Below are 11612 nucleotides of genomic sequence, written 5' to 3' on the forward strand. Positions count from 1 at the left end.
AACATAATGAAATTGGGCTGTTACACAGGAATCCTGCTATTGCCGCTGGCGCTGGGGGCCTGCTCCATCACGCCATCCAGCACGACCTACACGACCACGCAGGCTGGCACCATGCAGGAAGTCAAATTCGGCACGGTCATTGGCTTACGCAATGTCATGATCCGTGAGGACAACGCCGAAACCGGCAAGGTCGCAGGGGGCGTCATTGGCGGCGTGGCGGGCAATGACATTGGTGAAGGCAAAGGGCAAGTCATCGGCAGCGTCGCCGGAGCCGTCATTGGCGGCACTGTGGGCATGGCGCTTGACCGCAGCATCCAGTCAAAACAAGGCGTGGAAATTACCGTGCGTCTTGAAGATAACCGCACTGTTGCTATTGCACAACTCGCGGATGAGCGATTTATAATCGGTGATCAAGTTAAAGTTTTAACCAGCCAGGACGGAAAAGCACGCATCACGCATTAATAACCTGCATGTTATTTGCGCATAAAAAACGCCCCGATTGGGGCGTTTTTTTTAATCCATTGCAATGATCACATTACTGTCACCAACCGTGCGGACATCAAATGTGCGGGAGCGATTGACATTATCCAGCATCGCCTCAGCACGATAAATGCCTGGCTCCAATTCAAGACTGGCAGAATGGCGTTTGAATGCCTCCACCAATTTCGATTGGCCATTTTTATCAATACGGTAGAGCTGCCACTTTACCGGACGCATTGCCGGGCCATTATTCAAAGTCGCCATAAACAGCACTTTCGACAACGGCGTCTGTGCGCCTGACAGGGAAACCGCGCTGATAGGCGCAGCTTCTGTTGGAATCGCCATCACCACCAACATAACAACTGATATGCCTGTCACCATTCTGCGCAATATTTTTGCAACCATTTTCTATATCCTCTTCAATTCTATTTTATGATTAATTAACTTTCCCCCATAACTATTTAAAGGTTAATAAACTTAACAAAAAATACAATTCGATTTTATTTCTGACTTAAAAAAAAAACTGTTGGAACTTTTCCACACGCGGGTGATAACCGTGCAGAAACCATCAAGCCTGTGCTATTCTGACGCCCCTTTTCATACCCATTACTGACACCGGAGTTTGCTTATGCACCCAATGCTTAGAAAAGCGACTGACGCCGCACGTGAAGCAGGTGAAGCCATACGCCACTACGCCAATAAAGTGCACAAGCTCAATATCCAGAACAAAGACCACAATGATTTTGTCAGCGAAGTTGACCGGCAGGCGGAACAGATCATTGTGCGCCACCTGCAACGCGCCTATCCGGAGCATGCCTTTTTTGGCGAAGAAAACGGCAAACAGGGCGTTGCAAGCGACTACGAATGGATAATTGATCCTTTGGATGGAACAACTAATTTTCTTTATGGAATTCCCCAGTATTCGGTGTCCATCGCCCTGAAGCACAAGGGACGCCTGACTGTCGGCGTGGTGTACGACCCGTTGCGGGATGAAACCTTTGGTGCCGCGCGCGGCGAAGGGGCCACGCTGAATGGGCGCCGCATCCGTGTTTCCGAACGCAGCAGCATGCAAAGCGCGCTGCTCGGCACTGGCATCCCATTCCGCGCCAACCAGAACCTCGACCTGTACCTGCAAACCCTGAAAGTCTTGCTGCCCGACACCGCTGGCGTGCGCCGCCCCGGTTCCGCCGCGCTGGATCTGGCCTGGGTCGCCTGTGGCCGATTTGACGGTTTCTGGGAATTCGGGCTGCACGAATGGGACATGGCCGCAGGCGTCTTGCTGGTGCAGGAAGCGGGCGGGCTGATCAGCGACATGCACGGGGACAACAACCACCTGAAAACCGGCGATGTCGTCGCTGCCAATCCCAAGGTCTTCAAGGAAATGATCAAACGCCTGCGCCCGGTCATGACAAACCGTTAACCTCCGCTTTCCCCTGATGGGCTAAACTTCAGGGGATGAAACCCAATATTCCCGTCCGCGCCATCTGCTGCCTGTTGCTGGGCTTGTCCGCCGTCTGGCTGACGGCTTGTGAAAAGCGCCCGTCCGCACCTGCCGAAGGCGAGAAAGTCGTCATCCCTGAAGCGGACGCGCTGAAACCGACGCCCGCCATCCCACCATCCGCAGACTCAGCGCCAGCCGATAACGCCACGGTCACGACGCAGGCGATTGCGCCCGCGCCGCCACCCGCCGCCCAACCGGGAGCCAACATGAGCGCCAGCGAAGAACAGCCCCATAAACTGAAGATTCCCCCGTTCGCCCAGCAAGCCGCAACGGGCAACGCCTTCCGCCTGCGCTTCCTGGCAACGGGGGAAAGCTTCTACACCGAAATCAAGCTGGAAAACGGCATCCTCAGCTACACCTACTTTGAGGACACGGACAACCGTTGCGCCCAATGGCTACAGAGTGCGCCCTGCTGGCGCGACAGCGACCTAAAAACCATCAGCATGGCGTTGAAGGATGAAGACCTGGACAACCTGTACAGCGTGGTCAAGGATAGCGGCGTCCTGAAACTTTCCCGGGAAGCCTACGGCGGTGCCAGACAAGGGCAGCGCTATTACGCCCAGCGGCTGGAAGTCGGCATTGACGGCAAGCGCAAAACCGTGGTCTACCAGCATTTCCCCGGCGCCGCCCAAAAACCGGAAGCCTTCGCGCGGCTGGAGACAGCGCTTGTCGAATACGCCCGCGACCTGCCACACTAAAACCCTTTCCACCCTGCAAGGATTTCCCCATGACTGACGGGCTGCAACTCGACTGGACGGCTTATCTGCTGGCGATGCTGGCGGCGCTGGCGGCGGGTGCCATCAATGCGCTGGCGGGCGGCGGCACGCTGATCACCTTCCCCACCCTGCTGGCTATCGGCATCCCGCCAGTGGCCGCCAATATCACCAGCACGGTGGCACTATGCCCTGGCTACTTTGGCGCAACCTTGGCGCAATTGGGCGATATCCGCAGCCAGACCCAACGGTTGTGGCTAGTGCTGCCTGCCGCAATCATCGGCGGTGTGCTCGGCGGCGTGCTGCTGCTGCACACCACCGAAAAACTGTTCCAGTCGCTAGTCCCTTTCCTGATCCTGCTGGCATCCCTGCTGCTGGCCATCCAGACGCCGGTGCGCACTTGGCTGAACCAGCGCCTGCAAGCCCACACCGCCCAAGGGATACCGGCATTCTGGGTGGTTCCGCTGCTGCTGCTGGCAGCGGTCTACGGCGGCTACTTCGGCGCCGGGTTAAGCGTGGTTGTGCTGGCGGCGCTGGCGCTGGTGCTGGACGATTCCCTGACCCGGCTGAACGCGCTCAAGCAAGCGGTCGCGTTTTGCGTGAATGTGGCGGCAGCGGTGTTCTTCCTGTTTTCCGCCAAGGTCGTCTGGCCGGTGGCGCTGGTGATGGCGGTGGGCGCGCTGGCGGGCGGCGTCCTGGGTGGGAAACTGGCGGGCAGCATCAACCCGACCGTATTGCGCTGGCTGGTGGTCAGCATTGGGGTCATCATTGCGTTGGTTTACTGGATCAAATGATCCAGCGCTTCCATCAGGGCGGCGTCCGGGCGGTGGAAAACAATCCCGGAACCCGCCTGCGCAGGGTTCATGCCGCGCAGGAACAGGTACAACGCCCCGCCCACATGCTTATCCCAGTCATAACCGGCCAGCCGCTGCCGCAGGTAACGGTGTAGCGCCAGGCAATAAATCAGGTATTGCAGGTAGTAATGGTGCTCCGCCATCGCCTCCTGCATCGCCGTCGGGGTATAGTCCTGCCAGCTTGCCCCCAGCTCATTGGATTTGTAATCCACCACGTAATAGCGCCCGCCCGCCTCAAACACCAGGTCGATGAACCCCTTCATGAAGCCGGTCAGGGTGTTGAACTTCAAGCGGTCGACAGCGGCGTGGATGGCTGCCCATTCCGCAGGCAGGAACCGGTGCAACAATGCCTGCAAGGGCTTCAGTTGCAGGCGCGCCACCGGAAAATAAAACTCCAGCTCATCCAGGCGGCGCTGCTTCGGCAGGGCGGCGAGGCGGATGGCGGGCGGCAGTTCGGTCTGCAACACATTTTCCAGCAAGGCTTCCGCCGCCGCCAGCCAGCGTTCCGGCAAGCCGTGCCGTTGCAGGGCTGGCGACAGGACGGTTTCCCGCTGCCCTACCAATGGCCGGGTAAAATCCAGCTCCTCCAGCATCTGATGCAGGCAACTGCCTGCCTTGGCACCGCGCGGAAAGGCGGTGCGCGCCGTCTCATGCGCCAGCGGCGACTGCCAGACCAGCGTGTCGTAGTCCGGGCGTTCGTCTTCCTTACCGGCGGCCAGGCCGCTGAAACTGCCGACCCTGGGCGATGGCGGCAAGCGGTGCCGGTAGTGGCGGACACTGGATTCCACCTGCCCGCTTTCCGGCTGGCAGCGGATCAGCTCCTGCTCCGGCGGCAGCACTTCATGGCTGACCAGCCCCGCCGCCTCCGCCACGATGGCTTGCAGGCGCTGATGCATCAGTCCCTGCCGCTCTGCGGGCTGCATGCCGTCCTTACGCAGCTTGCCGAGGATTTCGCTCCCCTGCCCCAGTTGGCCGAACAACAGCCAGCCGAGCGCGGAATAGTAATCGAACAGGTTGATGCGTCCGCTGACCAGCGCAATGGTGCAGTGGTATTTGGCGCGGGTCAGCGCCACGTACAGCAGGCGCAAGCTTTCGGCCTGCTCCGCCTCGCGGAACTGGCGCAAGGCTTCGTCACTGGCCAGCGCATAGGGCTGCAAACGGGCACCGCCGCCAGCCAGCGAGGCGTCGTGCCAACTGAACCAGTTTCCCGCCCGTGGGTCGCGCTCCAGCCAGAGATACGGGCAATACACAATGCCGTACTCCAACCCCTTGCTTTTATGGATGGTGGTGATCTGCACCAAATTTTCATCGCTTTCCAGGCGCAGTTCGTGGGTTTCGTCCTGCGCGCCTGCTTCGGCTTGCTGTTGCAGCCAGCGGATCAGCGCATGCATGCCATGGCCGTACAAACGGCTTTCGGTATGGGCCAATTCGGCCAGATGCAACAGGTTGGTCAGGCGGCGCTCGCCATCCGCCAGCGCCAGCAGATGGGCGTAACGGTCGCGTTGCAGCATCCACTGGCGGAACATCGGCATGAAGCCTTGCGTATGCCAGGTCTGTCGCCAACCCTGGAACGCTTCCAGTTGCCGCTCCAGCAACTCGGGCTGTTCATCGAGGGCGTACAGGCCGCTGGCCGTAAAACCGCACAGTTCCGTCACCAGCGCTTGCCGGAGGGCGGCTTCATCGCCCGGTTCGGCGACCGCCCGCAGCACGGCGCGCAGCTCACTGGCTTCACGGGTGCAGAAAACATTGTCGCGGGATTGCTGCACGCTGGCGATGCCGCGCGCCAGCAGCGCCTGTTTGATGAGTTCGCCCTGCCGATTTTCACGCACCAGCACCGCGATGTCGCTGCTGCGCACTGGCCGCCTGCCGATAGTGGCGCGCCCCGCGCGGGCGGCGTTGAGCAACCCAGCGATGTCATGGGCGACGGCGTCCGCGATGCGCTCCTGTACGGCGGGCGCGTTGCAGCCTTCTTCCAGCGAGCTCCAGTCCCACAGGCGGATAGGGGGCAGCGGCGGCTCCACCTGCAAGGCGGCCTGGTCGCGCCCTGCCGCCACCGGCTCGTAGCCGATTTCGCTGCGGAAGGGATTGCCGGACTGCGCAAACAGTAGGTTGAGCGCCTGCAACAGATCGCCACGGGAGCGGAAATTCTGCTTCAGGGTATGGCGATGGCCCGCCGCCTGCGCCGCCCGCAGGTAGGTGTGGATGTCCGCCCCCCGGAAGCCGTAAATCGCCTGCTTGGGGTCGCCGACGTAAAAGACGCGCTGTTCCGGCCTGTCACGGTAGATGCGCGAGAAAATTTCGTACTGGATCGGGTCGGTGTCCTGGAATTCATCAATCAGCGCCGCCTGGTATTTCGCAGCCAGACGCGGCGCGAATGCCGGATGCTGTTCCAGCGCCGTATGCAAATGCAGCAACAGGTCGTCGAAAGTGAGGATGCCGAGCTGCTGCTTGCGCAACGGCAATTCGCGGCGCAGATGCAGCAGCAATTGCAGCCGCAGATGCTCCAGCGCGGCCTGTTCGCCTGTGCACAAGGCGGCATGGGCGGCCAGCAATGCATCAACCTGGGTAAAAAAAGCGTGGACGGGCGTGGCTTTGCCACCCTTGGTTTTCTCCGCCAACACTTCGCTGGAAAAACGGGCGACCGCATCCTGCGCCGCCTCCATCCCGCTTTCGCCCGCAAACAACGCATCCAGCCTGCCCGCCCAGTTGGGCACATTGCGCTTGCTGTAGGAATTGCCATTGAGCGCGCCTGCCAGCAACAGCTCAACGATGGCACCGCGCTCCTGCTTCCAGATTTCCTGGCAAGCTGCAAAAGCCATGTCAAACGCCGCCTGCAAATCCGCAAACGCCGCCGCCAGCGCAGGCGTCTCCATCTGCAAGTACGGCTTGCCGATGAAATGGCGCACATCCGCCAGCAAACTGTCAGGCGTCAGTTGATGCTTTTGCAGCAGACGCAGATGCAGCGGGTCAGGGGTCAGGAAGTGCCGGTACCAGAAAGCATCGGCCAGTTCGGTCAGCAGGCTGTCTTCATTGGCGGCCAGCTCGCTTTCAAACGGCAAGCGGGCTTCAAAAGCGTTTTCACTCAGCACCCGCTTGCAAAAACCGTGGATGGTGAACACCGCCGCCTCATCGAAGCTGACCAGCGCCAGCCGCAGACGCTGGATGCAAACCACCGCCTCCGTTTCCTCCAGCAAGGCACCATAGGTTTCCTCACAAGGGCGCCGCTCCAGGAACGCCAGCGCATCCGCCAGCCGCTTGCGGATACGGTCGCGCAATTCCGCCGTCGCCGCTTCGGTGTAAGTCACCACCAGCACCTGGTCGGCCTTCAACCCATAAACGGCGATCAGGCGCAGGTACAGCCAGGACAAGGTCCAGGTCTTACCGGTTCCGGCGCTGGCTTCGATCAGATTGGTCCCTTCCAGCGGGACGCGTTGGGCGTCGAGTGTCTGCATGATAAAAATTTAGGAAAAAAGTTGTATTTTGTGTCAACCAAGACAGCCGCTGGCCGTTATTACCGCTAAGGTTGATCATTGTTTATGTAGAAAGTATTGTCAGTCAGAACGGCGGCAAGTGCAAAGCCCAAGAACCCCCAATAGTTCATCATAAAAATTCACAGCCCTTAATGCCTTGAACCCTCCCTGCGCCGGGAGGGTTTTACTTTTTTGGCCGGGCAGAAAGGCTGCGCGTCAACCAAACACGTTGGTCAGTTTCCCAACGCCTTCGATGCTGACCTCCACCGTGTCGCCATCCTCCATCCCGCACACGCCGACCGACGTGCCGCAAGCAATCACGTCGCCCGGCTCCAGCGTCATCTCGTGGGAAATGCGGCTGACAATCTCATACGGGGAAAAGAACATGTCGGACACCGGGTAGTTTTGCTTTTCCACCCCGTTCAGCTCCACCCGCACGCGCAGTTCCGCCGGGTCCAGGCCGGTGGCGATGCAGGGGCCGAACACGCCAAAATTGTCGGAGCCTTTCGCGCGGCTCCAGTGGACAAACGCCGGGTCCAGTTTCAGCCGGTCGCGGGCGGTGACATCATTGACGCAGGTGTAGCCGAAAATGTGGGCGGGCGCATCTTCCAGCGCCACATTGCGGCAACGCTTGCCGACCACAATGCCCAGTTCACCTTCAAACACCACCATGCCCGCGTAACCAAAGGGGCGCGGCACCGGGTCGCCTTCCCCGGCGAAACTGTTGGCGGGCTTGAGGAAATACAGCGGATGCTCCGGCTTGTGCAATTTTTCCAGCACGGCGCGTTCCTGGAAATTGTTCCACAACCCGATCATCTTGGTGGGCAGGCAAGGCATCAGCAGGCGCACATCAGCCAAGGCAAACTCGCGGCCAATGGCGCTGTTGCCGCCAAACATGTCGCCTGCATATTCTGTAATCCCACCATCCGCCAACACGCCGAAACGGGTTGAACCATCGGCTTCAAAACGCACCCACCGTGCCATACCGCAACCTCCTTTGACATAAAGGCATGAGCTTACTGTCGCAACGCCGGGAAATCCAGCCACACCACGCCGGGGCAGCAACCAGATTTAATCTCCTTGCAAAATAACTGTCACAGCCCTGTCACGCAGGCTTTTTAAGATTTTCCGATACATTTGAGAGGACTGCATGCATGACTGCCATGATCAAACACGACACACAAAAACTGCGGCCACAGGAGGTTCCGCTGCTGCGGGTGGAATTGGCAGCAACACCAGAGGACATTTACGCCACCCAGCGCCTGCGCTACGACATTTTCGCACGGGAACAGGGCGCGCAACTGGAAAGCGCCCATGAAGGCATCGACCGTGACTACTACGACGAATTCTGCCACCACCTGCTGGTGCGCCGCGCCGACACCCACGCAGTGGTCGGCTCCACCCGCATCCTGACCACGCCGAACGCACGCCGGGCGGGCAGTTTCTATTCCGAAAACGAATTCGACCTCGGCGGCATGTTCCCGCACCTGCGCGGCAATGCGATCGAAATTGGCCGCACCTGCATCCACCCTGAGTTCCGCAATGGCGCTGGCATTGGCATGTTGTGGCTAGGGTTGGCGCAATTCATGGAAATGCACCAGGTCGGTTTCATGTTCGGCTGCGCCAGCATCAGCATGAACGACGGCGGCGCGCAGGCGGCGGCGATCATGAACGAAGCCCGCAGCAACAATCTGGCACCGGAAAAATACCGGGTGAAGCCGCTGATGCGCCTGCTGCCAGCCCAACCCGCCGCCCGGATGAGCATGCCACCGCTGCTGAAAGCCTACCTGAAACTCGGGGCGTGGGTGGGCGGCGAGCCCTGCCTCGACCCGGATTTCAATGTGGCGGACATTTTCATCCTGCTGGATGTGAACAACCTCAACACCCGTTATCACCGCCATTTTGTCCAGGGCAGCCTGCAAAAGCGCCCGGCCAGCGCCGTCAGCCTGTCGCGCGCTGCGTAACCACGCCCCTCACCTGCTGCTCGCAACGGGCGGCCAGTGTCCTGCGATCCATGCCTGCCGTCGCCAATGGCGGCAGGAAATGGATTTCCGCCCGAATTTCCTCCGCCTCCAACAAGCCTTGCAAGTTTTCCCACAACGATTGCTCGTCAACGTAGGGGACCAGTGGATTGGTCAGGCCGTTATCCCCCGGATAACGCAGCGCCACCGGCTGCGCCGGGATGCCTGCATCCAGCGCCGTGGCCAGCAAGCGCGCATGGAAAGTGCGCACGTCATCGCCAGTGGTGGTGGTGCCTTCCGGAAACAACAGCACCGCCCTGCCCGCCTGCAACGCCTGCGAAATGGTGGCGGAAGCCTGCGCCGCCGCGCCCGCCTGGCCCCGGGTGATGAACAGGGTGCCGGATTTGGCCGCCAGCCAGCCGATCACCGGCCAGTCGCGCACTTCCTGTTTGGAAAGGAAACGTGGCCGGGCATAGCCGCCCAACAGGGAAATGTCCAACCAGGACACATGGTTGGCGACCATCAACACAGCGTCTTCAGCAGGTTTTCCCATCACGGTGACGCGCACACCCAGAATCTGCGCAACCTTGCGCAACCACCAACTGACCAGGCGCTGGTAGGCGGGCAGGTTAAATGACAACCGCAGGATTCCCCCCAACAACGCTGTCAGCACCACCCCATTGACAATGTGCAGCGCCAGCCGCGCCAACCGCCAATAACGACGTAATTGCTTCATTTCATGCTCCCTTTTGACCGAGCGCCGAGGGTATTGGGTTCCACCCGGCGGTGGAAGGCCATAACACTATTTTTCTGTGCTTGTCATATAACTGTCATATTTGCTGCTTACAGTACGCAAGCATTCAATATTGACATTGAATCCTTACCAAAATACACAAGACTGGAGAATGAATAAATGAAGCAACTTGCCCTGGCAATCACTGCGGGTATCGCGCTGTCTGCAACCGCCGCCCATGCGCGTGACAACATCGAAATCGTTGGTTCATCCACCGTTTATCCGTTCGCCACGACTGTTGCTGAGCAGTTCAGCAAAAAAACCGGCAACCCGGCGCCCAAAGTTGAATCCACCGGCTCCGGCGGCGGCTTCAAGATGTTCTGCGAAGGCGCCGCCGCCGACACACCAGACATCACCAACGCATCCCGCCGCATGAAAGACAGCGAGCTGGAAACCTGCAAGAAAAACGGCGTCGACGCGGTCACTGAAATCAAGATCGGTTTCGACGGCATCGCCATCGCCAACGCCAAGGCTGCCCCTGAATACGACCTCACCGCCAAGGACCTGTTCATGGCGCTGTCCAAGAAAGTCCCCAACGGCAAGGGCGAACTGGTCGACAACCCGAACAAAACCTGGAAGGAAGTCAACCCCAAACTGCCTGACAGCAAAATCGAAGTGCTCGGCCCGCCGCCCACCTCCGGCACCCGCGACGCATTCGGCGAACTGGTGATGGAAAAAGGTTGCAAAGGCATCGCCGCCATCGACGCGCTGGAAGCGGAAACCAAAAAGCTGAAGGAAGCAGGCAAGGAAGACGAAGCCAAAGCCAAGGAAAAAGAGCACAAGTCAGCCTGCATGACCATCCGTGAAGACGGCGCTTATGTTGAAGCAGGCGAAAACGACAACCTGATCGTGCAGAAACTGGAAGCCAACCCCAACGCGCTGGGCATTTTCGGCTACAGCTTCCTGGAACAGAACATGGACAAGGTCAAAGGCTCCAAAGTCGGCGGCATTGACCCGACCTTCGAAAGCATTGCTGACGGCAGCTACCCGGTTTCCCGCCCACTGTTCTTCTACGTGAAAAACTCCCACGTTGACCAAGTCAAGGGCATCAAGGAATACATCGCCGAGTTCACCAGCGACTCAGCTTGGGGCGACGACGGCTATCTGTCTGAAAAAGGCCTGATCCCGCTGCCGGAAGACCAGCGCGAGGCCGCCGCCAAAAACGCTGCGGACTTGAAACCGCTGACGGCTGACGACCTGAAATGATGTTTCAATAACAACATCCCCCTCCGCATGAATAGTTTCAATAACGGAGGCATGAAGGGGGCGCAATGCGCTCCCTTTTTTCATTGCAGCCTCATGCCCCCCACGCGTCCACCCTCATCCCGCTGGCGTCTGCCCGCACCTGATGCCAAATTTTTTCATCCCAGCCAATGGCAGGGTCGCGGTTAAAAATGACCAGATGCACCTCATCCGCCCCGCACTGACGGGCATACTCACTGGCCTGTGCCACCCCGTCGGCAATGGTTTTGTCGAGGTTGGCGTACAGGACTTTCAATTCGATCACCACCCGCTGCACCTCCCCAGCAAATCCTCTGGCTTCATCCAGCGGCCACTCCAGATACAAGTCAGTGCGTTTGCGCCCCAATGCATACTCGCGGTGGATACGCCCACCGCCATTGACAATGCGTTGCAGGAAGGCTTGCAGGATCAGGTGCGGCCCAGCCTCGCGGTAAGGCAAGCCTTGCAACCACACGTCGGCATTTTCACGGAAAAACTGCTGGAAGCTGTCGAGCAGCTTACCCATGTCCAGGCGGCGTTGCGGGGTCAAATACCATGCCTGCTTGTACTGGTCTAATAATCCCGGACACCTCATAAAGGGCACACTCCCCACACGAGG

General features: G+C 59.4%; 10 protein-coding genes and 1 pseudogene. 6 read left to right on the plus strand and 5 right to left on the minus strand.

What is annotated here, in order from left to right:
• Positions 1-6 precede the first annotated feature (6 nt).
• Complete coding sequence (locus VSS37_RS00190; protein ID WP_324692580.1) at positions 7-462, plus strand: outer membrane lipoprotein; 456 nt, start codon at positions 7-9, stop codon at positions 460-462.
• A gap of 51 nt (positions 463-513) precedes the next feature.
• Here the strand turns inward: VSS37_RS00190 and VSS37_RS00195 are convergent, their stop codons facing one another.
• A complete protein-coding gene (locus tag VSS37_RS00195; RefSeq protein WP_324692581.1) occupies positions 514-885 on the minus strand; it encodes a hypothetical protein in 372 nt (123 codons plus the stop codon).
• 223 nt (positions 886-1108) lie between these two features.
• On the opposite strand from VSS37_RS00195, the gene VSS37_RS00200 reads away from it, so the two are divergent.
• From VSS37_RS00200 to VSS37_RS00210, 3 genes are read left to right on the plus strand one after another with little or no spacing between them, the layout of a single operon-like run.
• A complete protein-coding gene (locus VSS37_RS00200; protein ID WP_324692582.1) occupies positions 1109-1900 on the plus strand; it encodes an inositol monophosphatase family protein in 792 nt (263 codons plus the stop codon).
• A 35-nt stretch (positions 1901-1935) separates the two neighbouring features.
• Entirely contained in the window at positions 1936-2679 is a 744-nt protein-coding gene (locus VSS37_RS00205; RefSeq protein WP_324692583.1) for a hypothetical protein, read from the plus strand.
• A 29-nt stretch (positions 2680-2708) separates the two neighbouring features.
• Positions 2709-3488: a sulfite exporter TauE/SafE family protein gene (locus tag VSS37_RS00210; protein WP_324692584.1), complete on the plus strand. Its 780-nt coding sequence runs from the start codon at positions 2709-2711 to the stop codon at positions 3486-3488.
• Here VSS37_RS00210 and recB read toward each other — a convergent pair.
• Together recB and VSS37_RS00220 are read right to left on the minus strand one after the other, a co-directional pair.
• The gene (recB, locus tag VSS37_RS00215; protein ID WP_324692585.1) at positions 3473-7000 is read right to left on the minus strand and encodes an exodeoxyribonuclease V subunit beta; all 3528 of its coding nucleotides are present in this window, start codon (positions 6998-7000) and stop codon (positions 3473-3475) included. The genes VSS37_RS00210 and recB overlap by 16 nt on opposite strands.
• Before the next feature lie 234 nt (positions 7001-7234).
• Positions 7235-8002, minus strand: coding sequence for a fumarylacetoacetate hydrolase family protein (locus VSS37_RS00220; protein WP_324692586.1), 768 nt, complete (start codon positions 8000-8002; stop codon positions 7235-7237).
• A 170-nt stretch (positions 8003-8172) separates the two neighbouring features.
• Here VSS37_RS00220 and VSS37_RS00225 point away from each other — a divergent pair, with 170 nt between their 5' ends.
• The gene (locus tag VSS37_RS00225) at positions 8173-8982 is read left to right on the plus strand and encodes a GNAT family N-acetyltransferase (RefSeq protein WP_324692587.1); all 810 of its coding nucleotides are present in this window, start codon (positions 8173-8175) and stop codon (positions 8980-8982) included.
• Here the strand turns inward: VSS37_RS00225 and VSS37_RS00230 are convergent.
• On the minus strand, positions 8960-9715 hold the full coding sequence (locus VSS37_RS00230; RefSeq protein ID WP_324692588.1) for a lysophospholipid acyltransferase family protein: 756 nt from the start codon (positions 9713-9715) through the stop codon (positions 8960-8962). The genes VSS37_RS00225 and VSS37_RS00230 overlap by 23 nt on opposite strands.
• A 177-nt stretch (positions 9716-9892) precedes the next feature.
• Here VSS37_RS00230 and VSS37_RS00235 point away from each other — a divergent pair, with 177 nt between their 5' ends.
• On the plus strand, positions 9893-10978 hold the full coding sequence (locus tag VSS37_RS00235) for a PstS family phosphate ABC transporter substrate-binding protein (protein ID WP_324692589.1): 1086 nt from the start codon (positions 9893-9895) through the stop codon (positions 10976-10978).
• Between the two features lie 91 nt (positions 10979-11069).
• Here the strand turns inward: VSS37_RS00235 and VSS37_RS00240 are convergent.
• Positions 11070-11612 (minus strand): annotated as a pseudogene (locus tag VSS37_RS00240) (hypothetical protein); the annotation flags it as partial.

The sequence above is a fragment of the Candidatus Thiothrix phosphatis genome (assembly GCF_035668035.1).
GTDB classification, from domain to species: Bacteria; Pseudomonadota; Gammaproteobacteria; order Thiotrichales; family Thiotrichaceae; genus Thiothrix; species Thiothrix phosphatis.